The organism is Variovorax sp. GW458-11-26-14-LB1, from assembly GCF_059423965.1.
This window is the reverse complement of record NZ_JBWKYW010000004.1, coordinates 88,370-114,564: the sequence shown is the minus strand read 5'-3', so window position 1 is coordinate 114,564 and position 26,195 is coordinate 88,370. Positions and strand designations below refer to the sequence as shown.

General features: G+C 70.4%; 17 protein-coding genes. 9 read left to right on the top strand and 8 right to left on the bottom strand.

Features of this window, described 5'->3' with window-relative positions; all coding sequences use genetic code 11:
* Positions 1–101 precede the first annotated feature (101 nt).
* Positions 102–1,670, top strand: a complete 1,569-nt coding sequence (locus AC07YS_RS04445; RefSeq protein ID WP_495268235.1) for an MFS transporter — start codon at positions 102–104, stop codon at positions 1,668–1,670.
* A 22-nt stretch (positions 1,671–1,692) separates the two neighbouring features.
* On the opposite strand, the gene AC07YS_RS04440 is transcribed toward AC07YS_RS04445, so the two are convergent.
* From AC07YS_RS04440 to hemC, 4 genes are read right to left on the bottom strand one after another with little or no spacing between them, the layout of a single operon-like run.
* Entirely contained in the window at positions 1,693–2,979 is a 1,287-nt protein-coding gene (locus tag AC07YS_RS04440) for a heme biosynthesis protein HemY (RefSeq protein ID WP_062482750.1), read from the bottom strand.
* A gap of 7 nt (positions 2,980–2,986) precedes the next feature.
* Positions 2,987–4,081 carry a uroporphyrinogen-III C-methyltransferase gene (locus AC07YS_RS04435; RefSeq protein WP_095949583.1) on the bottom strand — a complete coding sequence of 365 codons (1,095 nt, stop codon included), beginning with the start codon at positions 4,079–4,081 and terminating at the stop codon, positions 2,987–2,989.
* Positions 4,078–4,848 carry a uroporphyrinogen-III synthase gene (locus AC07YS_RS04430; RefSeq protein WP_307694831.1) on the bottom strand — a complete coding sequence of 257 codons (771 nt, stop codon included), beginning with the start codon at positions 4,846–4,848 and terminating at the stop codon, positions 4,078–4,080. The genes AC07YS_RS04435 and AC07YS_RS04430 overlap by 4 nt, the downstream gene beginning before the upstream one ends.
* A gap of 19 nt (positions 4,849–4,867) precedes the next feature.
* Positions 4,868–5,773, bottom strand: a complete 906-nt coding sequence (gene hemC / locus AC07YS_RS04425; RefSeq protein WP_495268234.1) for a hydroxymethylbilane synthase — start codon at positions 5,771–5,773, stop codon at positions 4,868–4,870.
* Between the two features lie 106 nt (positions 5,774–5,879).
* Here hemC and ppc point away from each other — a divergent pair, with 106 nt between their 5' ends.
* The 5 genes from ppc (at position 5,880) to AC07YS_RS04400 (ending at position 19,370) form a co-directional block, all read left to right on the top strand.
* Positions 5,880–8,726 carry a phosphoenolpyruvate carboxylase gene (ppc, locus tag AC07YS_RS04420; RefSeq protein WP_495261039.1) on the top strand — a complete coding sequence of 949 codons (2,847 nt, stop codon included), beginning with the start codon at positions 5,880–5,882 and terminating at the stop codon, positions 8,724–8,726.
* Positions 8,727–8,892: 166 nt separating this feature from the next.
* Positions 8,893–9,111, top strand: coding sequence for a hypothetical protein (locus tag AC07YS_RS04415; protein ID WP_062474298.1), 219 nt, complete (start codon positions 8,893–8,895; stop codon positions 9,109–9,111).
* A complete protein-coding gene (locus tag AC07YS_RS04410) occupies positions 9,108–17,330 on the top strand; it encodes a glycoside hydrolase family 94 protein (protein WP_495268233.1) in 8,223 nt (2,740 codons plus the stop codon). The genes AC07YS_RS04415 and AC07YS_RS04410 overlap by 4 nt, the downstream gene beginning before the upstream one ends.
* 35 nt (positions 17,331–17,365) lie before the next feature.
* Positions 17,366–17,908, top strand: coding sequence for a hypothetical protein (locus AC07YS_RS04405; protein ID WP_495268232.1), 543 nt, complete (start codon positions 17,366–17,368; stop codon positions 17,906–17,908).
* Between the two features lie 211 nt (positions 17,909–18,119).
* Complete coding sequence (locus AC07YS_RS04400; RefSeq protein ID WP_062474304.1) at positions 18,120–19,370, top strand: MFS transporter; 1,251 nt, start codon at positions 18,120–18,122, stop codon at positions 19,368–19,370.
* A 6-nt stretch (positions 19,371–19,376) separates the two neighbouring features.
* Here the strand turns inward: AC07YS_RS04400 and AC07YS_RS04395 are convergent, their stop codons facing one another.
* Positions 19,377–20,303, bottom strand: coding sequence for a LysR family transcriptional regulator (locus AC07YS_RS04395; RefSeq protein ID WP_495268231.1), 927 nt, complete (start codon positions 20,301–20,303; stop codon positions 19,377–19,379).
* 48 nt (positions 20,304–20,351) lie between these two features.
* Here AC07YS_RS04395 and AC07YS_RS04390 point away from each other — a divergent pair, with 48 nt between their 5' ends.
* Both AC07YS_RS04390 and AC07YS_RS04385 read left to right on the top strand, forming a co-directional pair.
* Positions 20,352–20,876 carry a GNAT family N-acetyltransferase gene (locus AC07YS_RS04390; RefSeq protein ID WP_495268230.1) on the top strand — a complete coding sequence of 175 codons (525 nt, stop codon included), beginning with the start codon at positions 20,352–20,354 and terminating at the stop codon, positions 20,874–20,876.
* A complete protein-coding gene (locus AC07YS_RS04385; protein ID WP_495268229.1) occupies positions 20,863–22,179 on the top strand; it encodes an MFS transporter in 1,317 nt (438 codons plus the stop codon). The genes AC07YS_RS04390 and AC07YS_RS04385 overlap by 14 nt, the downstream gene beginning before the upstream one ends.
* On the opposite strand, the gene AC07YS_RS04380 is transcribed toward AC07YS_RS04385, so the two are convergent.
* Entirely contained in the window at positions 22,097–23,038 is a 942-nt protein-coding gene (locus AC07YS_RS04380) for a nitrilase family protein (protein ID WP_495268228.1), read from the bottom strand. The two genes, AC07YS_RS04385 and AC07YS_RS04380, sit on opposite strands and share 83 nt — an antisense overlap.
* 118 nt (positions 23,039–23,156) lie before the next feature.
* Between AC07YS_RS04380 and AC07YS_RS04375 the strand changes: the two genes are divergently transcribed.
* Complete coding sequence (locus AC07YS_RS04375; RefSeq protein ID WP_095746483.1) at positions 23,157–23,615, top strand: winged helix-turn-helix transcriptional regulator; 459 nt, start codon at positions 23,157–23,159, stop codon at positions 23,613–23,615.
* 13 nt (positions 23,616–23,628) lie between these two features.
* On the opposite strand, the gene AC07YS_RS04370 is transcribed toward AC07YS_RS04375, so the two are convergent.
* Both AC07YS_RS04370 and AC07YS_RS04365 read right to left on the bottom strand, forming a co-directional pair.
* Positions 23,629–24,954 carry an OprD family outer membrane porin gene (locus AC07YS_RS04370; protein WP_495268227.1) on the bottom strand — a complete coding sequence of 442 codons (1,326 nt, stop codon included), beginning with the start codon at positions 24,952–24,954 and terminating at the stop codon, positions 23,629–23,631.
* A gap of 10 nt (positions 24,955–24,964) precedes the next feature.
* Entirely contained in the window at positions 24,965–26,146 is a 1,182-nt protein-coding gene (locus AC07YS_RS04365) for an acetyltransferase domain-containing protein (RefSeq protein ID WP_495268226.1), read from the bottom strand.
* Positions 26,147–26,195 lie beyond the last annotated feature (49 nt).

Here is a 26,195-nt window from a genome sequence, read left to right as displayed (position 1 = left end):
GATCAATGATGTTTCCTAATGAATTCTAGGAAATCAAATCATTTCCATCATGAAGAGGGTTTCACCAGAATCGGCCGCTCTGCCTTTTTGGAAACCGTCCGATGTCCCTCTCCCCTGCCGGCAAGAACCGGATCGCCCTGTCCGCGGTCTGCCTGATTGCCCTGATGTTCGGCCTGGAAATCTCCAGCGTGCCGGTCATTCTTCCCACGCTCGAAAAATCACTGCATGGCGACTTCAGCGACATGCAGTGGATCATGAACGCCTACACCATCGCCTGCACCACGGTGCTGATGGCCGCCGGCACGCTGGCCGACCGCTACGGCCGCAAGCGCGTGCTGATCGTCGGCGTAGTGCTGTTCGGCGCCACCTCGCTGGCCTGCGGCGTCGCGGGCAATGCGCCGGTGCTGATCGTCAGCCGCTTCCTGCAGGGCCTGGCCGGCGGCGCGATGCTGATCTGCCAGCTCGCGGTGCTCTCACACCAGTTCCAGGAAGGCAAGGAGCGCAGCAAGGCCTTCGCCATCTGGGGCGTGGTGTTCGGCATGGGGCTGGGTTTCGGGCCGATCGTCGGCGGCGCGATCGTGGCGCTGTCGAGCTGGCAATGGGTGTTCCTGGTCCATGTGCCGCTGGCCGTGGTGGCACTGGCGCTGGTCCTGGGCAGCGTGGAAGAGTCCAGCGACCCCGATGCGAAGCGGCTCGACCTGCCGGGCATCGTCACGCTGTCGCTCGCGGTGTTCGGCCTCACGTACTTCATCACGCAGGGGCCGGGCCTTGGGTTCGCGAGCCCCGTGGCCATCAGCATCCTCGTGGCGACGCTGGCCTGCTTCGCGGTCTTCGTGTGGGTGGAGAAGATCAACCCGCACCCGATGTTCGACTTCTCGGTGTTTCGCATCCGCAACTTCTCGGGCTCGATCGTCGGCTCCATCGGCATGAACTTCAGCTTCTGGCCGTTCATGATCTACCTGCCGATCTACTTCCAGAGCGGCCTGGGCTACGACGCCGTCACGGCAGGCTCGGCGTTGCTGGCCTACACGCTGCCCACGCTGGTGCTGCCGCCGCTGGCCGAGCGGCTGTCGATGCGCTACCGGCCCGGCGTGGTCATCCCGGCGGGGTTGTTCGTGATCGGCCTGGGCTTCATCGCGATGCGCTGGGGCAGCGGCGTGGCGCATGCGAGCTGGCTCACGCTGCTGCCCGGCTGCCTGCTGGCCGGCATCGGGCTGGGGCTGACGAACACGCCCGTGACCAACACCACCACCGGCTCGGTGTCGAGCGCGCGCGCGGGCATGGCCTCGGGCATGGACATGAGCGCGCGGCTGATCACGCTGGCCATCAACATTGCGCTGATGGGGTTCCTGCTGCTCGAAGGCATTCACGCGCACCTGAAGCAGGCCTTGTCCGCGTCGCTCGATGCGGTGCAGCTGCGCGCGCTGGCCGAGAAGGTCGCGGCGGGCAGCTTTGCGTCGCTGCCCGAGAGTTTTCCGGTGCTGTCACAGGTCGATCCGTCGGGCGCCGCCGTGCATGCGGCGCTGGTGCACAGCTTCGGCTGGGTGATGCTCTACGGCGGGATCGGGGTGTGGGTGCTGGCCGGCCTCAGCCTGCTGATCTTCGGCAACGGCAAGCCGTCGGTGCGAACAACAGGCCTGGCGACCGCAAAGGAATCCGCGTGCTCTTGAAGCCGGCGAACCGAGGCAACGCTCAGGGCGTGTTGTCGACCTGCGCCGCGCGCTTCCACGCGTCGGCCGCCTGCGCGTGGTCTTCGCGCGCCTCGGCCAGCTGGGCCAGCGCGAGCCAGGCACGCCGGTAGAGGTCGGGGTCTTGCAAGCCGAGCCCGGCCTGCGTGAGCAGCTGCTGGGCCTTGCCCCAGAGCTGGCGCTTCATGCAGGCCATGCCGGCGAGGTACTGCAGGTTGGCGTCGCGCGGGTTGTTGCGCTGCGCGCTCTCGATGCGCGCGAGCCAGTCGGCATCCACCGAATCGAGCCCCGCCTCGAGCGCGCGCGTGAGCTTCACGCGCAGCCCGTCGCCAAGGCCGCGCGGGTTCGCCACCATGCGCTCCCAGGCCGGCAGCAGCCAGCCGCGTGCCAGCGCCAGGTCACCGCGCAGCGCGACCATGCGCTGGGCCGCGTGGATGGCCACCTCGGGCATCTGCCGTTCGGCCGAATCGAGTTCGGACCATGCGCGCAGCAGCTGCGCCGGATCGTGCGCGCCGGTCAGCAGTTCGGTCGCGAGGCCGCGCACGATGCTTTGCGCCGCCGCGTCGGAGAAAGCGCGGTGCTTGGCCAGCAGGCGCGCGGTGTCGAGCGCCTCGACCGTGCGGCGGTCCTGGCGCGCGGCCTTGAGCCGCAGCCGCAGCGCCAGCGTGCGGCGTTGCGCGCCTTGCGGCAGTTCTTCGAGCCGTGCGAGCGCGGCCGTCGGGTCGCGGTCGTCGAGCGCCCAGCGTGCGGCGCGCAGTTGCACGCCTTCGCGGGTTTCGGGGCTCGCGAGCACGGTGCGGTCGGCGCTTTCGTTGAGGGCCTGCTGCAGGTGGGCGTCGCGCGCGGCTTTGTCCTGCAGGGCCTGCGCGCTTTCGGCGGCCAGCAGGTGCGACAGCACGCGCACCTGCTGCGCCTGCGGCAGCTCGGCGCCGAGCGCGGCCAGTGTCTTTTCCTGCGTGAGTGCGGCCTGCGCGGCCTTGCGGGCGCGCGAGAAGCGGCCGGCGATCAGCTGCACCATCGCATCGAGCAAGGCGGAGTGCAGCATGCGTTCCTTCTGCTGCAGCCGCCAGTGGCGCGCCTGCGTGGGCAGCGAGAACAGCGCCGCGAGCGCGCGCAACGCGACGTGCAGCAGCACGAAGGTCAGCAGCAGGATCACGAGCACGAGGTTCAGCGAAAGGTCGACCCGCCACGGCGGCCAGAACACGGTGATCGTGCCCTGGTTGTTGCCGGCAAAGAGCGCCACCGCCGCAGCAACGGCGAACAGCGCGAGGAGCCAGATTGCAGCGCGCATGAACGGATCAGCGCCCTGCGGCCGCGGTGGTCAGCGCGGCCAGCGTGTCGTCGATGCGCACCGGCTCCGTGCTGCGCACGAGCTGCTGCAGTTGCTGCAGCTGCGTGGCCGCGGCCTGCGTGCGGCGCGAGGCCGGATCGAAATAGCGGTTGAGCGACGCGGTGACCTGGCCCAGTTCGCCACGCGCGGCATCCATCTGGCGCGACAACAGCGACAGCCGCGCGTTGAGCAGCTTCAGCTTGAGGTTCTCGCGCAGGAAGTACGACTGCTCGGGCGCCAGCAGCACGGCTTCGGGGCTCTCGATGCGACCCACGCGCACCAGCGAGCGGGCCTCGCCGCGGATCGTCAGCAGCACACGCTGCCACCAGGGCGCATCGGCCGGAATGGGTTCGGGCCGCCAGGCGTTGACGCCGTTGCCGCGCACGGCCACCGCGTTCAGCGTGGGCAGGTCGTCCACGCTGCGCACCAGCTCGTCGAGCTTCTGCAGGGCTTCGGCGCTGTCGGTGCTGGCGCTGCTGCGCAGGCGGTCGGCGTCGCGCTGCATGGCGCGCTGCACGGGCGCGAGCCGCGGCTGCGCGGCGCGCGCGATGCGCAGGTCGCCGGCCTTGAGCGCGGCGAGCAGCGGCTCCAGGCTGCCCGTGACCTGCGCCTGCTGCAGCGCGAGGCGCACGGCGGATTCGATGTCGATCACGAGGTTCTCGTCGCGCGAACGCGAGAGGCTTTGAATGAGTTCTTCCAGCTGCGAGCGCTGCAGCGCGACTTCGGCCACGCGGGTCTCGATGAGGGCCACGCGGGCGGCGGCGTCGCGCACCGTGTCGCTGGCCTGGCGCGCCAGCGTGCGCGCTTCCATCGACTGGGCGGTGGCCTCGGCGCTCTGGCGCGCGAGCTGTTCCTTCATGCCGCCGACCTTCTGCCACAGCGCGATCGTCGACAGCAGCGCGATCAGCGCCACGAGGGCCACGAGGCCCATGCCGATGCGCGCCAGCAGGGTGGCCGCGGCCGCCTGGGCGGCGGGCGTCTGGTGCGGCGCCACCGTGGCGGGCACCTGCACCGGGGCGGCGGAAGGGGGAGAAAGGTCGTCGGACGGGGACGCGGCGCTCATGCGAAGGATTCTATCGACGCGATCAGCGCTTCCCGCAGGGGTGTGCAGACACGCAACGCCCCGAAACCCGCGGCCTGCGCGGCTTCGCCGATGCGTGCATGGGTGGCGATGGCGCGCGCGGCCTGCCACGAGGTGCCCGGCATGGCGCGCTGCAGGTTGCCGATGGCTTCCGAGCTGCTGAAGAGCCAGATGCCGTGTCCCGCGGCGGCTTCGGTCGCGATGCGGCGCTGTGCCTCGTCGAGCGCGGGCGCCAGGCGCCGGTAGGCCACGACGGTGTCGCGCACGCCGCCGGCGGCATCGATCTCGCGGGCCAGCCATTGGCGGCCGGCCGGCTGGCCGGCCTCGTCGCCACCGCGCACGATGAGCACGCGCACGCCCGGCGACACCTGTCCGTGGGCCAGCGCCCACAGCGCCTCGGAGTCGAAGCGCGTGGCACCGGGTGGCGGTGCGTCGATGGCGGCGGGCGGCACGCCGGCGCGCAGCAATGCGCGCTCGGTGCCGGGGCCGGTGGCCCAGAAGCGGCAACCGGCGAGGGTCGAGGTGCCCCGGTGCTGGAAGAAGTGATCGACGGCGGTGGCGCTCACGAACATCAGCGCCGCGTAGTCCGCGAACCGTGCCCACGCGGCGCGCAGCGGTTCCACATCGAGGGCCGGCGCGATGGCGATCAGCGGCAGCGCCACGGCCTCGAGCCCGGCCGACTGGAAATCACGAACCCACGCCGCCGCTTCGTGCGCGGGCCGCGTGACGATGACAGGCCCCGCGCGCATCGCTCGGCGCCCACCGTGATCAGTGGGCACCGGCGTCGCGCAGCAGCCCGGCGGCGTGCTGGCCGAGGGCATCGGCCCCCGCGAAGTCGCCGGCCTCGGCCTGCGCATGCACGCGCACCAGCGGCGCATCGCCTTCCGGGTCGCCCCAGGCGGCGTCGATGCGCAGCGTGCCGTCGGCCTGCCGACGCGCATGGGCCGCGAGCGGCATGGAACAGCTGCCGCCCATCGCGCGGCTCACGGCGCGCTCGGCGGTGGTACTGAGCCAGTCGCCCTTGTGGGCCAGCGCCGCCAGCAGGTCGATGAGGTCCTGGCGGTCGGCGCGCACCTCGATGCCGAGGGCGCCCTGCCCGGCAGCGGGCAGCATGGTGTCGGGGTCGAAGGCGACGCGGATGCGGTCTTCGAGGCCCAGCCGCTTGAGCCCGGCCGCCGCCAGCACGATGGCGTCGTAGTGGCCTTCGTCGAGCTTGCGCAGGCGGGTGTCGAGGTTGCCGCGCAGCGGTTCGATGCGCAGGTCGGGCCGCTGCGCGCGCAGCAGCACCACGCGACGCAGGCTGGAGGTGCCGACCACCGCGCCCTGCGGCAACTCGTCGAGCGAGGCGTAGCGCGGCGACACCAGCGCGTCGCGCGGGTCTTCGCGCTCCAGCACGCAGGCCAGCGTGAAGCCCTCGGGCAGCTCCATCGGCACATCCTTGAGCGAATGCACGGCGATGTCGGCGCGCCCGTCTTCGAGCGCGGCTTCGAGTTCCTTGACGAAGAGGCCCTTGCCGCCGACCTTGCTCAGCGTGCGGTCCAGGATCTGGTCACCACGGGTCGTCATGCCCAGCAGGCTGACGCTGTGGCCTCGTTCTTGCAAAAGCGTTTGCACGTGTTCGGCCTGCCACAGGGCCAGCCGGCTTTCGCGCGTGGCGATCACGATGTTGCTCAAGATCGCTCCCAAAAAAGTACATGGTTTCTGACCTCTGGAATGCTAGCATGTTGCGCCGCAGCAACGGAGGCGGCGCGTCCATTCAAGTCCCCAGGAACAACATCGAATGAAAGCCAGCAAGACTCCTGCATCTCCCGCCAAGCGCCGCCAGACCGAAGACCAGCCATTGATCGACGACATCCGGCTGTTGGGCCGAATCCTCGGCGACGTGATCCGGGAGCAGGAGGGTGACGAAACCTACGCGCTGGTCGAGAAGATCCGCACCCTGTCGGTGTCGTTCCGGCGCGACGCCGACCACGCCGCCGACCGCGCGCTGAAAAATCTGCTCAAGGGCCTGAGCGCCGCCGAAACGGTGCGCGTGATCCGCGCCTTCACCTACTTCAGCCATCTGGCCAACCTGGCCGAAGACCGCCACCAGATCCGCCGCCGCACCGAGGCCGAGCGCGAAGGCGTGCAGGCCGACGGCGACCTGCAGACCGCCCTGGCCCGCATCCGCAAGGCCGGCATCAAGCCCGACGAGATCGTCGCCTCGCTGGCCCACAGCTACGTGTCGCCCGTGCTCACGGCGCACCCGACCGAAGTGCAGCGCAAGAGCATCCTCGACGCCGAGCGCGCCATCGCCCTGCTGCTGACCACGCGCGACGAGATCAAGCTGCGCCAGAACGCCTACGCGAGCGGAAAAGACGCGCTCTCGCCCATCGAGCTGGCCGACAACGAAACCCAGGTGCGCATCCGCGTCACGCAGATCTGGCAGACGCGCATCCTGCGCTTCTCCAAGCTCACGGTGGCCGACGAGATCGAGAACGCGCTGAGCTACTACGAAGCCACCTTCCTGCGCGAAATCCCGCGCGTGTACGCCGACCTCGAGAAGGCGCTGGTGCAAGGCGGGCAGACGCCCTCGGTCGCGCCCTTCCTGCGCATGGGCCAGTGGATCGGCGGCGACCGCGACGGCAACCCCAACGTCACGGCCGAAACGCTCGAGTACGCGCTGAGCCGCCAGTCGGAACTCGCGCTGCGCCACTACCTCACCGAGGTGCACTACCTGGGCGGCGAGCTGTCGCTGTCGGCCACGCTGGTCGACGTGTCGGTCGAGATGCAGGCACTGGCCGAGCGCTCGCCCGACACCAATGAGCACCGCAAGGACGAGCCCTACCGCCGCGCCCTCACCGGCGTGTACGCGCGCCTGGCGGCCACGCTGCGCGAACTCAGCGGCGGCGAGGCCGCGCGCCATGCGGTCGCGCCGCAGAACCCGTATGCGAACGCCGAAGAATTCCTGGCGGAGCTGCGCACCATCGAAGAGTCGCTGGTCGAGAAGCACGGCACCGTGCTCGCGGCGCCGCGCCTGCGTCCGCTGATCCGCGCGGTGGAAGTGTTCGGCTTCCACCTGGCCACGGTCGACCTGCGCCAGAGTTCCGACAAGCACGAGGCCGTGATCGCCGAGCTGCTGGCCACCGCGCGCATCGAGCCTTCGTATGCATCGCTGGCCGAAGAGGCCAAGCAGACCCTGCTGCTCAAGCTGCTCGACGACGCGCGCCCACTGCGCGTGCCCGACGCCGACTACTCGCCGCTCGCCCGAAGCGAGCTGGCCATCTTCGCAGCCGCCCGCACGGCGCGTGCGCGCTACGGCGCGGCCGCCATCCGCCACTACATCATCAGCCACACCGAAACGGTGAGCGACCTGCTCGAGGCGCTGCTGCTGCAGAAGGAAGTGGGCCTGCTGCGCGGTGCGATGGACAGCAACGCGACCTGCGACCTGATCGTGGTGCCGCTGTTCGAAACCATCGAAGACCTGCGCAATGCCGCGCCCATCGTGCGTGCCTTCTACGCGCTGCCGAACATCCAGGCGCTCATCGAACGCTCGGGCGCCGAGCAGGACGTGATGCTGGGCTACTCCGACAGCAACAAGGACGGCGGCATCTTCACCAGCAACTGGGAGCTGTACCGCGCGGGCATCGCGCTGGTGTCGCTGTTCGACGAGCTGAACAAGAAGAAAAAGAACCCCATCCGCCTGCGCATGTTCCACGGCCGCGGCGGCACGGTGGGACGCGGCGGCGGCCCGAGCTACCAGGCCATCCTCGCGCAGCCGCCCGGCACGGTGCGCGGCCAGATCCGACTCACCGAGCAGGGCGAAGTCATCGGTTCGAAGTACGCCAACCGCGAGATCGGCCGGCGCAACCTCGAGACGCTGGTGGCCGCCACGCTCGAAGCCACGCTGCTGCCGCAGGGCAAGTCGGCACCCGCGAACTTCCTCTCGGCCGCGGGCGAACTGTCGACCGCGAGCATGGCCGCGTACCGCAAGCTGGTGTACGAGACCCCGGGCTTCGGCGACTACTTCTTCGGCTCGACGCCGATCCGCGAGATCGCCGAGCTCAACATCGGCTCGCGCCCCGCCTCGCGCAACCCGAGCCACAAGATCGACGACCTGCGCGCCGTGCCGTGGAGCTTCAGCTGGGGCCAGTGCCGCCTCACGCTGCCGGGCTGGTTCGGCTTCGGCTCGGGCGTGGAGCAGTTCCTGGCCGCCGCCGGCACCGCCGCGGGCAAGAAGGAGCGCCAGGCGCTACTGCAGCGCATGTACGTGCAGTGGCCGTTCTTTCGCACGCTGCTGTCGAACATGGACATGGTGCTGGCCAAGAGCGACCTCGCGCTGGCCTCGCGCTATGCCGAGCTGGTCACCGACCGCAAGCTGCGCCAGAAGGTGTTCTCGATGATCGAGGCCGAGTGGCAACGCACCTCGGATGCGCTCACGCTCATCACGGGCGCCAAGCAGCGGCTCGAGGGCAATGCCGAGATGCAGCGCTCGGTGCGCCACCGCTTCCCGTACATCGACCCGCTGCACCACCTGCAGGTCGAGCTGATGCGGCGTTATCGCGCGGGCGACGGCGGCGAGCGGCTGCAGCGTGGCATCCACATCTCGATCAACGGGGTGGCGGCGGGGCTGCGCAACACGGGCTGACCTGCACACCGCCTCCATGGACAAAGGGCGCCTTGTGCGCCCTTTCCTACGTGCGCTGTCGGCAATGAGGTACCTGTAAGGTCATTTAAAAGGGTACGGTCGGGACACGTTCACAGTTCTCGCAATCGCGCGGCAGCTCGAAGTCGTTTCACAGGAGCCCGTTGCAATGTCCGTCCCGCAGTCCCTTTCCCATTCTCAGATCGATTTCGTCGGCAGCGATTTCGAGGCCCTGGCTTCCCACATGCACCACTGTGCACGTGCCCATGGGCGATGGTTCTCGCTGCGAAGCCACATGCAACGTGTGCGCGCGCTCGCTGCGGGCCGCATTGTCACGATGGCCTGCGTGGCCGTGGTGTTGGGCATCGGCCTGTTCGCGGTCACTTGAGCGCCGCTGCCGTCGTCGACCGCCTCCAAGGGCTCAGTCACTACGCCCGGACCCTCCTGCTCGGTCCGCACGACCCGGTAGCCCTCCCGATCCGCGCCGAACTCTTCGGTGCCCAACGTTTCGAACAGCACGGCCACAGCCTGGCCCGTGCCCAGGTGGTGGAAGACGAACACCACCGCGCGCGCGAAGGCGCGCCCTTCTTTCCGCGTGTCGACGAGAACCTCGAGTCGCTGCGCGCCGCCTTCGACTACATCGCGCTGATCTCGCTGAGCGGGCGCTATGTGTCGCCGGCGGCCGAATGGCTGCTCGACAACTTCCACCTCGTCGAGGCGCAGCTCCAGCAGATCCATGACGGCGTGCCGCGCAGCTACTACGCGCGCCTGCCCAAGCTCGTCACGCCGCCGCTGGCGGGACTGCCGCGCGTGTACGGCATTGCGTGGGCCTATGTGGCGCACACCGACAGCGTGCTCAACAAGACGCTGTTCACGGCCTTCCTCAACGCCTACCAGGACATCGACGAGCTGATGCTCGGCGAGCTGTGGGCGCTGCCCACCACCCTGCGCGTGGTGCTGCTCGAAAACCTGCGCCGCGTGGCCGAGCGCATCGCCGAGAACAAGGTCGCGCGCGAGATCGCGCATGCGGCCTGGGACGCGGCACCGCATCTCTCGGTGCAGGACCTCGACGTGCTCTACCGCGCGCTGCAAAGCCACGGCCTGCAGGACAGCTACCTCACGCAGCTGTGGCAGCGCCTGCCCGTCGAGCACGGCGACGACATGCCCGCGCTGGTGCGCTGGACCGAGCAGCACTGCCCCAACGGCCCGGCGCTGATCGGCGACGCGCAGAACGCGCAGGCCGCGGCCAACCTCACGGTCGGCAACATCATCACGACCTTGCGCATGATCGGCCAGGTCGAATGGAGCGACCTCATCGAGCCGGTGAGCCGCTCGCTGCGCGTGCTGCGCGAACTGCCGAGCTTTGCGAACGAGAGCGAACTCACGCGCCAGCAGATCACGCATGCGATGGAGCAGGTGGCGCGCAGCACCGAACGGCCCGAGCGCGAAGTGGCGCAGGCCGTGGTCACGCTGGCGTCCAGTGCACCGGCCGACGAAGCCGGTGCCGAGACCGACCGCGCCGACGGCACTGCGGGCTATTACCTCTTCGGCCAGGGCCGGCCCGCGCTGATTGCGTCGCTGCAGGCGAACGCAGCGCCGGGCCAAGCCGCACGCACCGCACACACACGCCCCGCGCGCAGCCATCGCGGTTGGCGCCTGCCCGTCTACGTGGGCTCCGTCGCCCTCGGCACCGCGCTGCTGCTGGCGGCCGTGGTGCACGGCCTGCCGCATCGCGGCGACTGGACCGCCGTCGCGGCGTTGCTGCTGCTCGCGTGGCCGCTGTCCGAAGCGCTGATTGCGCTGGCGCAACGCATCATGGCGGAGTCGGTGCGGGTGCAGGCCCTGCCACGCCTCGATTTCGCGAACGGCATTCCCGAACGGCACCGCGCGCTCGTCGTCATGCCCACGATGCTGGGTTCGACCGCGAACAACGCCAAGCTCGCGCACCGGCTCGAACTGCACTGGCTCGCCAACCGCGAGGCGCACGCGCAGTTCGCGCTGCTGACCGACTGGGCCGACGCGTCGCAAGCGGCGATGCCCGACGACGCGCCCTTGCTCGACGACGCCCAGCAACGCATCGCCGCGCTCAACGCCAAGTACCCGCCGGCCGAAGGCAGTGCGCCGCGCTTCCTGCTGCTGCACCGCCCGCGCAGCTGGAGCGAGACCGAGCAGCGCTGGATGGGCTGGGAGCGCAAGCGCGGCAAGCTCGAAATGCTGATGCGCCTGCTGGCCAGCGGCGACGCCAGCGGCTTTCTCCCGCTCGCACCGGGCCAGCAGCTCGCGCCCGGCCGCACGCCCTATGTGCTGACGCTCGACAGCGACACGGGCCTGCCGCCCGGCGCGCTGCGCGACCTCGTGTCCATTGCCGCGCATCCGCTGAACGCGCCCGAGATCGACATGCCGAGCCGGCGCGTGGTCGCGGGCTTCGGCATTCTGCAGCCGCGCATCGTCACGCCGTTCCCGATGCGCAGCGAGCGCTCCTTCTTCCACTGGGTGTTCGCCGGGCAGTGCGGGCTCGACCCCTACGGCAGCGGCGCCTCCGACATCTACCAGGACGTGTTCGGCAGCGGCTCCTTCACCGGCAAGGGCTTGCTCAACGTGCGCGCGGTGCACGCCACGCTGAACGACCGCCTGCCCGACAGCGCCGTGCTGAGCCATGACCTGCTCGAAGGCAGCGTCGCGCGCTGTGCGATGGTCAGCGACGTGGTGCTGGTCGAAGACCATCCGCACCATGCCGGCGTGGCCGCCTCGCGCGTGCACCGCTGGGTGCGCGGCGACTGGCAGCTGCTGCCGCTGATGTGGCGCGCGCGCCGCTTCGGCATCGACGCGCTGGGCCTCTGGAAAATGTGCGACAACCTGCGCCGCTCGCTGGTCGCGCCGGCGTCGTTCGCGCTGCTGGTGCTGGTGATCTTCACGCAGGCCATGCCGCTCGGCTGGGCGCTGGCGGCCGTCGGCGCGGCGCTCACGCTGGGCCCGCTGCTGGGCGCACTGGCCGGCCTGGTGCCGACACGGCGCGCCATCGAGCTGCGCCATTTCTTCGACGTGGGCGCGGTCGAGCTGCTGCGCGCCCTGGCCGGCGCGGCCTGGCAGTTCGTGCAGCTGGCGGCGCAGACGCGCCTGCTGCTCGACGCGGCTTTCCTCGCCACCTGGCGGCTGGTCGTGAGCCACAGGCACCTGCTGCAGTGGACGACGGCCGACCAGGCGCAGGCGCAATCGAGCCAGCGCCTGAAGCCCTTCGTGCGCAGCGCGGCCCTCAGCAGCGCGGTGTGCCTGGTGCTCGCCCTCCTCGCGAACTGGAGCGCCTACCCCGTGATCGGGCCCCTGCTCTTCGTGCTGTGGTCGCTGGCGCCCATTGCGGCCTGGTGGGGCAGCCGCGTCGACGCACACGCCGAAGACCCGCTCGTGCCCGCGCAACGCAGCTACCTCGAGACGCTGGCGCACGACACCTGGCGCTTCTTCGAGCACGTGGTCGGCCCGGACGACCACCACCTGCCGCCCGACAACCTGCAGCTCGAGCCGCAGCCGACCCTCGCGCACCGCACCTCGCCGACCAACATCGGCATGTACCTGCTGGCCACCTGCTGTGCGCGCGAGTTCGGGTGGATCGACACAGAAGCGCTGCTGGCGCGCCTCACGGCTACGCTCGACACCGTCGACCGCATGCACAAGCACAACGGCCACCTGTTCAACTGGTACGACACGCAGACGCTCAAGCCGCTGCCGCCGGACTATGTGTCCAGCGTGGACAGCGGCAACTTCGCGGGCCACCTCGTGGCCGTGGCGCAGGCCTGCCGCGCCTTCGCAGCGGACACAAGCTGCCAGCCCCACGAAGCCCCCGCACTGGAAGCACTGGCCCGACGCTGCGACGCGCTGCACGACGGCATGGACTTCAGCGGCCTCTACGACGCCAAGCGCCACCTGTTCCACATCGGCCTGCGCGTCGAAGAGAACGTGCTCGACGCCAGCTACTACGACCTGCTGGCCTCCGAGTCGCGCCTGTTGAGCTTCCTGGCAATTGCCAAGGGCGACGTGCCGCGCCGCCACTGGATGGCGCTGGGCCGCCCGTTCCTTCTGGTGGGCTTCCAGCCCAGCCTGAAGTCGTGGTCGGGCTCGATGTTCGAGTACCTCATGCCCGCGCTCGTGATGACCGAGCCCACCGACGGCCTGCTGCAGGTGGCCAATGCCGCGGCCATCGCCGAGCAGCAGGCTTTCGGCCGTGCGCAGAACATGCCGTGGGGCGTGTCCGAGTCGGCCTACTTCGCGCAAGACCATTCGCTGGCGTACCAGTACTCGCCCTTCGGCGTGCCGCGCCTGGCGCTGCGGCGCACGCCGCCGACCGACCGCGTGGTGGCGCCCTACGCCAGCCTCATGGCCGCGCCGTTCGCGCCCGAAGCGGCGGTGCGCAACCTCGCGCTGCTCGAATCGCTCGGCGCGCGCGGCGAGTTCGGTTTTCACGACGCGATCGACTTCACCACCTCGCGCCAGGCCGAGGGCCAGGACTTCACCGTGGTGCGCAACTTCATGGCGCACCACCAGGGCATGTCGCTGGTGGCGCTGTGCAACGTGCTGCGCGACGACGCGCCGCGCCGCTGGTTCGGCAGCGCCGCGCTGGTGCAGGCGCACGAGTCGCTGCTGCACGAGCGCACGCCGCGCCAGATCATCGGCAGCGCCGATCCGCGCACGCCGCCCGAGCCCAGCCAGGCCGAGCTGGCGCCGCTGTTCCAGCCGCGCGTGGTCGATCCGACGGTGCCGGGCTTCCAGCCCACGCACCTGCTGTCGAACGGCCGCTACACGGTGGCGCTGCGGGCCAACGGCGCGGGCGTGAGCCGCTGGCGCGCGTTCAACGTGACGCGCTGGCGCGACGATCCGCTGCGCGACAGCTACGGCACTTTCTTCTACGTGCGCGATATCGAAAGAGACGGAGGGCAAGCCGAGCTCACCTCGCTCACCGCCCTGCCCGCGCCCGGCGCCGACTGGCACTACCGCACCCGCTTCCTGGCCGACCAGGTGCAGTTCGATGCGACCGGCCCCGGGCTGCAGGTGCGCACCACGGTGCTCATCAGCCCCGAGGACGACACCGAGCTGCGCAACATCACGCTGCACAACTCGGGCGACGAAACGCGCACGCTCGAACTCATCTCGTACTTCGAGCCGGTGCTGTCGAACCCCAAGGCCGACGAGGCGCATCCGGCCTTTGCCAACCTGTTCGTCGAATCGCGCTGGGAACCGGCATGGCGCGCGCTGCTGCTGTCGCGCAAGCCGCGCCTGCATGGCGATGCGGTGGTGGCCGCGGTGCACTTCGTGGCCTCGGTCGATGCCAACGTGCTGTCGATCGACTGCATGACCGACCGGCGCGCCTTCATCGGCCGCAACCGCACGCTGGCCGACCCTGCGCTCGACCCGCAACCGCTCACGGCCCAGGGCAAGCAGGTGAACGGCCTGGACCCCATCGCCTGCCTGCGCGTGCGCCTGTCGATCGCGCCGGGCACCACCGCGCGCCTGAGCTTCGCCACCGCCGCCGACGAGAGCATCGAGGCGCTGATGCCGTGCATCGACCGCTACCTGCAGCCCATGCACGTGGAGCGCGCCACCCGCATGGCCGCCACGCTGGCGCAGGTGCGGCTGCGCGACCTGAGCATCGCGCCCGCGCAGAACCTGGCGCTGCAGGACCTGACGACCATCCTCACCTACACCACGCCGCGCGTGATGAGCGACCGCGGGCTGATCGACCTGCGCCAGATCTGGCGCTTCGGCATCTCGGGCGACAAGCCCATCGTGCTGGTGTACATCCACTCGATGAACGGCATGGGCCTCATCAACACGCTGCTGCGCGCGCAGCCGTGGTGGGGCTTTGGCGGCGTGGCCTGCGACCTGGTGGTGCTCAACAGCGAACCCAACTCGTACCTCATGCCGCTGCAGCGCGAGATCGAAATGCTGCGCACGCGCGTCGCACAGCAGACGCAGAACAGCTTTCCGCGCAACGACACCGCCGGCTTCTACCTGCTGCGCGACCAGGACGTGGTGCCTTCGGAAAAGGCCGCGCTCTCCAGCCTGGCGCGCGTGGTGTTCACGGCCGACGGCCGCGCGCTCGAAGTGCAGGTGGCGGCGTTGCATGAGGCACGCAGCCCGACGATTGCGGACGACAGCAGCGCGCCGGTGCAGCACCGCACGCCGCTGTTGACGCGGCAGGCCACCTCGTCGAATGTCACCGCACCCACCGGCGACTTCGATGCCGAGAGCGGCGAGTTCCGCTTCGAGGTCGGCCCCGACCGCCGCACGCCGCGCCCGTGGATCAACGTGATCGCCAACGCCACCTTCGGCTTTCAGGTGTCCGAGTGGGGCACCGGCTACACCTGGGCCGGCAACAGCCGCATGCACCAGGTCACGCCGTGGTCGAACGACCCGGTGCAGGACCCGGCCTTCGAGCACTACCTGCTGCAGGACGTGGCGACGCGCGAGATGCTGCCGCTGACACCTGCCGGCGGTGGCGACGGCGCCACCCGCCACCGCGTGCGGCACGGCCAGGGCTACACCGTCTTCGAGTGCCGCCACGGCGACCTCGTGCTCGACACCACCTTCTTCGCGGACCGCGACGAGGCCGTCAAGCTGGTGCATGTGCGCGTGCGCAACGAAGGCGCCGGCCAACGCCGCTTGCGCGCGCTCGCGATGGTCGAATGGCAACTGGGCGCCGCACGCGGCGAGCGCCGCACCGTGCATTGCTGGAAGCCCGAAGACCAGCCGGCCGTGTTCGGCCAGCAGCGCGAATCGAGCGCCGGCTTCGGCGGCAGCGCGGCTTTCCTGCTGCTCGCCGGCCTGCAAGGCGCGACGACCGGGGCCACGCAATGGACCTGCGACCGCAGCGAGTTCTTCGCCGGCCGCGGCATCGTCGAGGTGCCCGACACGCTGGCGCGGCGCGCCGGCAGCGGGCTCGACGCCTGCGCGGCCCTCGGCGGCGAATTCGTCGTGGCGGCGGGCGAAACCGCAAGCTTCAGCTTCGTGCTGGGCCACGCGGGCAATGCCGACGCGGCGCTCGAGCTTGCGCGCCGCTGGCGGCAGCGCGACGTGCCCGAGGCACTGGCACAGGTGCGCGGCTTCTGGGACGAGTTGCTCGGCCGTCTGCAGGTGCGCACGCCCGACCCGCTGTTCGATGCGCTGGTCAACCGCTGGCTCGTGTACCAGACGCTGGCCTGCCGGCTCTGGTCGAAGGCCGGCTTCTACCAGGCCGGCGGTGCCTTCGGTTTTCGCGACCAGCTGCAGGACGCGATGGCCTTCGCGCTCACCGACCCGCCGCGCCTGCGCGCACAGATCCTCGTGAATGCAGCGCGCCAGTTCCCCGAAGGCGACGTGCAGCACTGGTGGCACATGCCCGGCGGCGCCGGCGTGCGCACGCATTTCTCGGACGACCTGCTGTGGCTGCCGTATGCGTCGGCGCACTACGTCGAGGTGACGGGCGATGCCTCGCTGCTCGACGAGATGGTCGGCTTCATCGAAGGCCCCGGCATTCCCGAGGGCGCCGAAGACGCCTACTACGCGCCGCAGAACAGCGGCCGCATGGCCACCGTGTTCGACCATGGCGCGCGCGCCATCGACCGCAGCCTGAAGACCGGCGTGCACGGCCTGCCACTGATGGGCACCGGCGACTGGAACGACGGCATGAACCGCGTCGGCCACGAGGGCCGCGGCGAATCGGTGTGGCTCGCGTGGTTCCTGTGCAGCGTGGTCGAGCGCTTCGCGCCCCTCGCGCAAGCGCGCGGCGAACACGAGCGCGCCGCGCGCTGGACCACGGCCCGCACGGGCTGGATCGCCGCGCTGCACGACGCCGGTTGGGACGGCGCCTGGTTCCGTCGCGCCTTCTTCGACAACGGCGCGCCGCTGGGCTCCTCCATCAACAGCGAGTGCCGCATCGACCTGATCGCACAGGCCTGGTCGGTGCTCTCGGGCGCCTCGGACGCGGCCCACACCGGCCCGGCCATGGCCGCCATCGGCAAGCACCTGCACGACGAACCGGCCGGCCTGCTGCGGCTGCTGGCGCCGCCGTTTGCCCAGTCGACCCACAACCCGGGCTACATCCAGGCCTACCCGCCGGGCGTGCGCGAGAACGGCGGCCAGTACTCGCACGGCGCCGTGTGGGCGCTGATGGCGCAGGCGCTGCAGGGCGACCATGAAGCGGCGTGGCAAAGCTTCGAAGGCCTGAGCCCGGCCCACCGTTCGCAGCACCCCGCGCGCGGCCCGGTCTACGAGCTGGAGCCCTATGTGATGGCGGGCGATGTCTACGGCGCCGCGCCCTATGTGGGCCGGGGCGGCTGGAGCTGGTACACCGGCTCGGCCGCGTGGCTGCATCGCGCGGCCATCGAGACCTTGCTGGGCCTGACCGTGAAGGGCAGGCAGCTGTCGATGACGCCACATGTGCCCGCGCACTGGCCAAGCTTCGAGCTCGCGCTGCGGCTCGGCACGCACCGGCTCACGCTGCAATGGGGCACCGTCGAAGGCGCCACCGCGCCCACGCACCATGTGGCGGTGGGCGAATGGATCGACTGGCAGGCGCTGCCGGCGGATGCGGTGCTGCGGGTCGCTCAAGCGGCAGGCAAGGGGCAGATGACGGCGTAGGTTATGGTCCGGACCCGCTTTCACCCCGCGCATTCATGACCAAAATCCAGTTCCGCCGACGCGTCATCGTCCTGATCCTCCTGTGCGTGGCCGTGGGCGGCGGCGTCGTGCGGCACTACGCGGCGCCCGGCACCACCACGCGCGACATCGCCACGCTGCTGATGGTGCTGTGGGTGCCGATCATCGGCAACGTGATCGGGTGGCTCATCGGCAAGCTGCCGCGCCGCACGCCGAAGCAGGCGCCGCCCGCAGGCTTCGACGCGCTGCCCGATTTCACGCCGCACCTGGCCGTGGAACTCACCTTCCGCCGCCCCTCGGTGCCGGCGCAGGACGTGCCGCTGGGCCCCGGCGAATACCGCGGCGCGCTGGTGCTCGACACCGAAGGCTTCTCGGCGCGCTGGCGCGTGCCGCTGGGCACCTCGCTCGCGCGCGGCACGCCGGTCGCGCTCGACATCGAGTTCCTCTCGCCGGCCGTCGCGCAGCCGAAGTTCGTGCAGGGCACGGCCTTTCGCGTGCTGGTCGACGAATCGTTCGTGGCCGACGGACAGGCGCTGCAGTTGCGCCCTGCCCACACTTAATCCCGGCAACTCCAATGAACGGTGATGGCGAAAGGCGCCATCGCCGCATCCCCGGACGGCTTCAGGCACCAAAGGGGTCGATTGTTCGCCGCAGGGAAACTGTCTACTGCTCCACCGCCCCTTGGTTGCAAGGCCACCGGCTCGCACACTCCAATGCCCCCTCACCGGCATTGGCGCCTTCATCGCCGATGCGTTCAAGGACTGCATCTCCATGATGAATTCTTCCGGCAGCAATCCCTGCATCGACGACCTGGCGGCGCCCGCGCGCGACGCCGTGGCCGCCCCCACCCGCTCCGCGTGGCTCGCGGTCGGCTCCATCGCCGTCGGCACCTTCGCGATGGTGTCGACCGAGTTCATGCCCATCGGCCTGCTCACCGACATCGCGCGCGGCCTGAATGTGTCGGACGGCACGGCCGGCCTGATGATCACCATGCCCGGCGTGCTCGCCGCCTTTGCCGGGCCGGCGCTGATCGTCGCCTCGGGCCGGCTCGACCGGCGCACGGTGCTGATCGCGCTCACGCTGCTGCTGATCGCCTCGAACCTGCTGGCCGCGTTCGCGCCCAACTTCACGACGATGCTGGTTGCGCGCCTCATGCTCGGCCTGGCCGTGGGCGGCTTCTGGACCTTCGCGCCCGCCGCTGCCACGCAGCTGGTGCCCGACGCCTCGAAGGCGCGCGCCATGTCGCTGGTGCTGGCCGGCGTGTCGGCCGCCACGGTGCTCGGCGTGCCCGCGGGTTCGTGGCTGGGCACGATGTTCGGCTGGCGCGCCTCGTTCGCCGTGACCGGCGCACTGGCCGCGGCGGTGCTGCTGGTGCAGCTGTGGCTGCTGCCCGCGATTCCGCCGCAACGCGCCATCGGCGCGCGCGACCTGCTCACGCCGCTCACGCGCCGCATGGCGCAGGTCGGCCTGCTCGCCGTGCTGTTCTTCATTGCCGGCCACTTCGCGGCCTACACCTACCTGAAGCCGCTGCTGCAGCAGGTGTTCGGCCTGCAGGCCAACGCGGTCTCGACGCTGCTGCTGGTCTACGGTGCGGTGGGCTTCATCGGCACCTTCCTCGGCGGCAGTCTGGTGGCGCGCAGCGTGCGCGGCACCACCTTGCTGGCGGCGCTGATGCTCGCCACGGCGCTGCTGCTGTCGACGCTGATCGGCACCGGCATGGTGGCCGGCGCGGTGGTGGTGGTGATCTGGGGCGTGGCCTTCGGCCTGATCCCGGTGGCACTCACCGGCTGGATGATGGAAGCCGTGCCCGACGCGCAGGAAGCCGGCCAGGCCCTGCTGGTGACGGGCTTCCAGGTGGCGATCGCCTCGGGCGCGCTGATCGGCGGCCTCATGGTCGACAGCCGCGGCATCTCGCCCACGATGGTGCTCAGCGGCGTGCTGGTGCTGATCGCCGCGCTCATCGTCGGCACGCTGGGCCGCGCACGCGGCGGTGCGGCGCCGCTGGCGGCGATTCCGGAGTAAGTACCTTCAACGGCGGCCGGGCTTCCTGCCGGCCGCCACGATCGCCTCGAGCACCGTGCGCAGCGCCTTGTTGAGCGGCTTGTCGCGACGGATCACCACCGCCAGCGTGCGGTGCATGCGCGGGGCCAGGCGGCTGGCCTTCAGCGCCGGATGGGCGCCGCGCCCCGCCATCGACATGCCGGGCACCAGGCCGTAGCCCAGCCCCGCGGCCACCATCTCCTTCATCGCCTCGACGCTGCCCAGCTCCATCACAGGCTGCGGCTGCAGGCCCTCGGCGGCAAACCAACGATCGACCAGCTTGCGCGTGTTGGCCGCGGGCTCGAACAGCACCAGCGGCAGCGTCGCCAGGTCGGCCGGCGTGACGCGGGCCTTGAGCGGCGCGAGGTCGGCGCGGCCGATGGCGACGAACTCGTCGTCGCACACCGGGATCACGCTCAGCGAACGCCCGGCCGCGGGCAGCGTGACCAGCGCGAGGTCGATGCTGTTGTCTTCCACCTTGCGCACGTGCTCGTCGGTGTTGCCGGTGCTCACCACCACGCTGAGCGCCGGGAAGGCCTCGCGCAGGTGGCGCAGCACAGAGGGCAGGAAGTACAGGCAGGCCGTGGCGCCCGTGCCCAGCCGCACGCGGCCCGTGACGCCGCGCGCGTGGTCGGCCACCGCGTCGATGGCGTTCTCGACCGCCGCCTCGATCTGCGGCACATGGCGCAGCAGCTCCGCACCGGCCGGCGTGGCCCGCGCGCGCTTGCCGACACGCTCGATGAGCCGCACGGCGAGCCGGCGTTCGAGCTGGCGCACCTGCAGGCTCACGGCCGGCTGCGACAGGCCGAGCCGGTCGGCCGCGGCAGAGAAGCTGCCGGTGTCGATCACCAGGGCGAAGGTGGCGAGCTGGTCGAGGTTGAGGTTCTTTTCCAAAATATTCCTTATGCGCTGCATAGGTTGACCAAGCTTCACTTATCGATCCTGGCTCGTCAAGATCGACCCATGCCCTCTCCCACCCTCGCTCTCGCCACGCTCGACATCGCCGATGCCGAGCCCCACCACATGGCCCGCGTGCAGGCCATCTACAGCCACTACGTGCAGCACGACCTGTGCTCGTTCGAAGAAGAAGTGCCCCCCGTCGCGCAGATGCAGGCGCGCCGCATCGACGTGCAGGAACGCGGCCTGCCCTACCTCGTGGCGCTGAAGGATGGCGAGGTGGCCGGCTACGCCTACGCCGGCCCCTACCGCGCGCGCTCGGCCTACCGGCACACGGTGGAAGACTCGATCTACGTCGCGCCCGAGATGCACGGCCACGGCATCGGCACGGCACTGCTGCAGGCGGTGATCCACCGCTGCACCGAGGCCGGCTTCACGCAGATGGTCGCGTGCATCGGCCACAGCGGCAACGCGGGCTCGCAGCGGCTGCATGCGCGCCTGGGCTTCGAGACGGTCGGCGTGCTGCGCCACGTCGGCTTCAAGTTCGGCCGGTGGGTCGACACCGTGCTGATGCAGCGTGCACTGCGCTGAACACACCCCAGCGCCGCAGCGTGGATGGCTCGCACTGCTGTGCGCGAGCCGGCTGCTGCAGGGGATGATCGTCACGGCCTACTCGGGCGTGCTGCCGTTCATGCGCGACGACTGGCAGATGACGGCCGCGCAGGCCGGTTCCATCCAGAGCGCCTGGCACGTGGGCTACATGAGCTCACTGTTCGCCGTGGGCCTGCTGGCCGACCGCTTCGGCCCGCACCGCATCTTCGCGGTCGGTGGCGCGATCGGCGCGGCCGCCTCGCTGGCCTTCGCCCTCTTCGCCCACGACCATCGCTCGGCCCTGCTGCTGTACGGCCTGGCGGGGCTGTGCGCGGGCGCCTCGTACACGCCGGGGCTGCAACTGCTGTCGCTCAACGCCGGGCCGGCGGTGCGCGGGCGCGCGATGGGGCTGTTCCTCGGGGCCGCGTCGATGGGCTATGCGCTGTCGCTCGCGGTCGTGGCAGGGTTCAGCGTGGTGGCGCACTGGCGCACCGGGCTGCTCGTGGCCGCAGGCTGCACGGTGGCGGGCGTGCTGCTGGCCCAGCTCGCGCTGCGGCGCATGGCACCACCTGCGCCACGGGTCGCCGGTGCGCCGCGCGAAGGCGTGCTGCAGGCGCTGAACGCGACCGTGCGCGACCGGCCCGCGATGGCCGGCAACTGGGCCTATGCCTTCCACTGCTGGGAGCTGATGGCGCTGTGGGCCTGGCTGCCCGCCTACCTCATGGCCTCGTCGCGCGGTGGCGCGAGCGCATGGCCGGCCGCGGGCATCGCGCTGGCGGCGTTCGCGCACCTCGTGAGCGTGTTCGGCAGCGTGATGGGCGGCGCGGCCTCCGACCGGCTGGGCCGCGCGCGCGTGATGATGATCGCCACCCTCGCGAGCCTGGCCCTGTCGTTCAGCTTCGGCTGGATGTGGACCTGGCCGCTGTGGGCGCTGGCCGCGATGGCGGCGCTGTACAACCTGCTCGCCATCGCCGATTCGTCGGTCTACTCGACCGCGTTGGCCGACGTGGTGGCGCCGCACCGGCTCGGCGTGGCGTTCTCGGTGCGCTCGGTGATGGGCTTCGGCGCGGGCGCGCTCAGCCCGTGGGTGTTCGGGCTGGCGCTCGACTGGGGGCAGGCGCGGTTCGGCTTCGGCAGCACGTACGCGTGGGTCGCGGCGTGGAGCTCGGTCGGGCTCGGGGCGCTGCTCGGGCCGTGGATGATCGTCCGTTTTGCCCGCCTTAGCGCGGCAGTGCCTGCGCCCCGCGATAGCCCAGCATCGCGTCGTACAGATCGGTTCGCCGGTCGCGGTGCAGGTCGTTGAGCGGCGTCCAGATCGGAGCCGAACGCGCGGCGCCCAGGTCGACGTCGGCATAGAGGATGGTTTCTTCCTCGGGCCCGGCGATGCGCCCCATCGGCCAGCCGTTGGTGCCCGCGATCAGCGAGTTGCCCATGAAGCCCGTGCCGCGCTCCTGCCCCACGCGGTCGGCGGTGGCGATGAAGACGTTGTTGGCGTGCGCGGCCGTCATCGTCAGGTAGGCCGCCATGCACACGCCGCTGGCGTCGTACAGCGGCGGCGGCGTCCAGACCCAGCCCGTGGGCACGCAAATGATGTCGGCGCCCTGCTGCGCCACGATGCGCGGCGCCTCGGGGAACCAGATGTCCCAGCACACGAGCAGGCCGATGCGGCCGATCTTCGTCTCGAACACCGGATAGCCCTCGTTGCCGGGCGTGAACCACAGCTTCTCGTTGTTCCACAGATGGGTCTTGCGGTAGCGGCCGATGTAGCCCTCGGGGCCGACGAGCACGGCCGTGTCGAACAGCTGCATGCCGTCTTGTTCGGCCAGGCAGCCGACGAGGTACACGCCGTGTTTTGCCGCGAACGCGACCCAGCCCTGCACCGTCGGGCCGTGCGGCACGGGCTCGGCATGGGCGAAGGCTTCGGCGCGGCCGTTGAAGCAGTAGCCGGTGGTCGCCAGTTCGGGCAGCACGATGAGCTGCGCGCCGCCGGCCACCGCAGCCTCGAGCTGTTGGCGCACGGCAGCGGCGTTGCGCGCGAGGTTCTCGACGCCGACCTGCGGGTCGAACTGCACGACGGCCACGCGCACGGGGCTGGCGCGCAGGCCGGGTACGGCGTCGCCGCCGGAGGGAATGTCATGGGGAGCGGGGGTCGGGAGGGTCATGGCCATTTCAGGTTTCAAATTAAAACCATGCGGATGCTAGTCGCATCGGTTTTAATTTGCAACCAATCCAGCGCTACGGTCTAATCCCGCCATCCCAGGGACGCACAGGAAGCACACGATGGCCAGGAGAAAAAGTCTGAGGTTCGACGCCTGCCCGATGGCGCGCGCGCTCGAGATCGTCGGCGACCAGTGGTCGCTGCTGATCGTGCGCGACGCCTTCGACGGCATGCGGCGCTTCGGCGAGTTCCAGCAGAGCCTGGGCGTGGCCAAGAACATCCTGGCCGACCGGCTGAAGTGGCTGGTGCAGGAAGGCGTGTTCGACCTCGTGCCGGCCTCGGACGGCTCGCTCTACCAGGAGTACGCGCTGACGGCCAAGGGCCGCGGCCTGTTTCCCGTGGTGGTCGGCCTGCGGCACTGGGGCGAGGCGAACCTGTTCGCGCCCGGCGAGCCGCATTCGGTGCTGCTGGAGCGCGAGAACGGTGAGCCGGTAGCGCCGATCGACCTGCGCACGCGCGACGGCCAGCCGCTCGACCCCGCCGCGACCTTCGTGAAGAAGCTGCCCGTCACGGCCCCCTGACAGCGCCGCCCGCTCAGTCGTTGCCGATCGGGTACTCCAACGCGACGCGGATCTGGCGCGTGTTGAGTTCGGCCTGCGCCTTGTTGTTGCGGTGCTCGCCGTAGCGCAGCAGAAAGGCCAGGCCCTTGGCACTGCCTTGCTGGACCGTGTAGCGCAGCCAGAGGTCGCGCTCCCAGTGCCGGCCGCCCTGCCCGTAGCCCAGCCATGCGTAGCCTCCGCGCGGCGGCACCCGGCTGCCGTCGATGCCACTGCCGCGGATGTAGGCCGCGCCCAGGCTCAACCCGGGCGCTCCCCAACGCGCGGCATCCACTTCGTACCGCAGCTGCCACGACCGCTCATGCGGCGCATTGAAGTCGGACAGCTGCGCCGCATTGCCGAGCCAGACGGCGCCGCGCGTCACGTAGTCGAACGGCGTGTCGCCCGCGACCTTCTGCCAGCCCAGGCCCACGCGGTGGGGGCCGTGGGCGTAGCTGGTCATGAGGCTCGCGGTGGTGTTGTCCACCGGGCCGGCCAGCGCGCGGCCCGTGTCCTTGCTGCGGTACACCTGCAGGTCGAAGGACAGCGCACGCTTCTCCGGGAGCGGCACCGTGTACTGGGCCCCCAGGTAGCCGGTGCGCCAAGTGTCCTTCAGGCGTGCGACATAGGCCGTGAGCGACAGCGAAGCGCTGCCCTTCCAGGTGCCGCCGGCAAAGTCGAACACGTCGCCGCGCGGTGATTTCGGGTCGAGGTAATTGACGATCAACGGGTGGTTCGTGCCGCGCGCATGGCGGTCGGTCGATCCGGTGAAGCGGCCGGCCTGCAGCGTGAGCGTGTCGAACTCGCGGCTCGTCAGCAGCCAGCCGCGCATGGTCTCGGGCAGCAGGCGGGAATCGGACGCGCTGAAGACCGGCGTCTTCACGCGTTGCTCACCCACCGTCAGCACGGTGGCGGAGATGCGCGCCTTCAGCGCCACGCCGCCGCGCGCGATGCCGTCCTGCGCGTAGCCCGCGCCGTCCACCGGCAGCATGCGGATCTTGCCGACGCGCAGATCGTCGCCGTCGAGGCTGCGCGCGAGCGAGGCATGCGCGTCCACGCCGAAGCCGATCCAGCCCGGCGTGAAGCCGGACGCGACGGTGCCCATGACGCCGTAGCCCCACTCCTGCGCGTAGTCGCTGCGCCGCGCCTTCGGCAGCGTGGCGTTGCGCCCGCCGTTGCTGCGATCGCCGTGCAGGTAGCTCCGGTGCTCGTACACGCTGCGCTGGAGCACCCGCCAGCGCGTGTCCTCGACGAAGCCACCGCCTTCGGCCGCGAGGGCGGACGTGCCCAGCATCGCGAAGGCCGCACTGCAGACCCGCTTCATCGCCGGCCCTTCACAGGTACTTGAGCCACGCGATGTCGCGGCGGCGCGCCTTCAGAGCGGCAAAGGCGCGCACGGCGGGGTACAGCGCGAAGGCCAGCACGCCGGTGGTGAGCCACACCATCCAAACACTGTCGAACCCGAAGAGCCGGCCCTGGTTCGGACCCCAGACCGCCTCGGCCCCCAGGTAGAAGAACTTGAGCACGTACAGGTGCAGCACGTAGAAGAACATGGGCGCCGCGCCGAACACGGCCAGCGGTGCGAGCCAGGCCGCGCCCTGCCGGCGCTCGAACAGGCGCAGCAGCCACAGCCCCACGCCGAGCGTCAGCGCGATGAACAGCAAGGACGGTGGGTACTTCGTGACGTTGAGGAAGGCCATCACGGTCGTCAGCGCGCTGTCGCCTGCTGCCCAGGGCTTGTCGCCGTAGGCATTGAGTGCGCGCAGCGCCACGAAGCCAACGAGCAGGCCCACGGCCCACACGAGCAGCCGCCGCTGGCGCTGCGGCGCATCGGCGCCGGGCAGGAACCACGGCCCGGTGACGTAGCCCAGCGCGATCACGCCGATCCACGGCAGCAGCGGGTACGACGTGCGCAGCCTCAGGGCCTCGGACAGCTCAATCCAGCCCCGGTCGTGCAGCACGGCCCAGGGCACGTGCAGCACATGGCCGACGGGAAAGTGCACGCCGTCGAGCAGGTTGTGCCCCGCCACCAGCACCACACCCAACACGACCAGCGCCCGGCGCGGCAGCCACACCAACGCCGACAACGCCAGCATCGACAGCCCGATCACCCAGATCACCTGCAGGAACACCGTCGCCGGCGGGAACTGGAAGGTCCACGCAAAGTTGACGACCGTGACCTCCAGCAGCACGAGGAACAGGCCCCGCTTCCACAGGAACGAGGACGCCGCCGCGCGGCCGTCCGCCTGCTTCGCACCGTAGAGAAAGGCCGACAGCCCGGTCAGGAACACGAACACCGGCGCGCACAGGTGCGCCAGCAGGCGACCGAAGAACAGCGCCGGCGGCGTCTGCGCCACGAGCATCGGGTCGGGCACCTGGTGGTGCAGGTAGAAGGTCTCGCGCACGTGGTCCAGCAGCATGAACAGGATCACGAGGCCGCGCAGCGCGTCGATGGAGAGCAGCCGGGCCGGGGCGCCGGCCCCGGGTGGCAAGGAAGCGGATGGAACGTCGGGCATTTAATTATTGCGAATTGATTCGCAATAATTTACAGCATCGGACGATGCA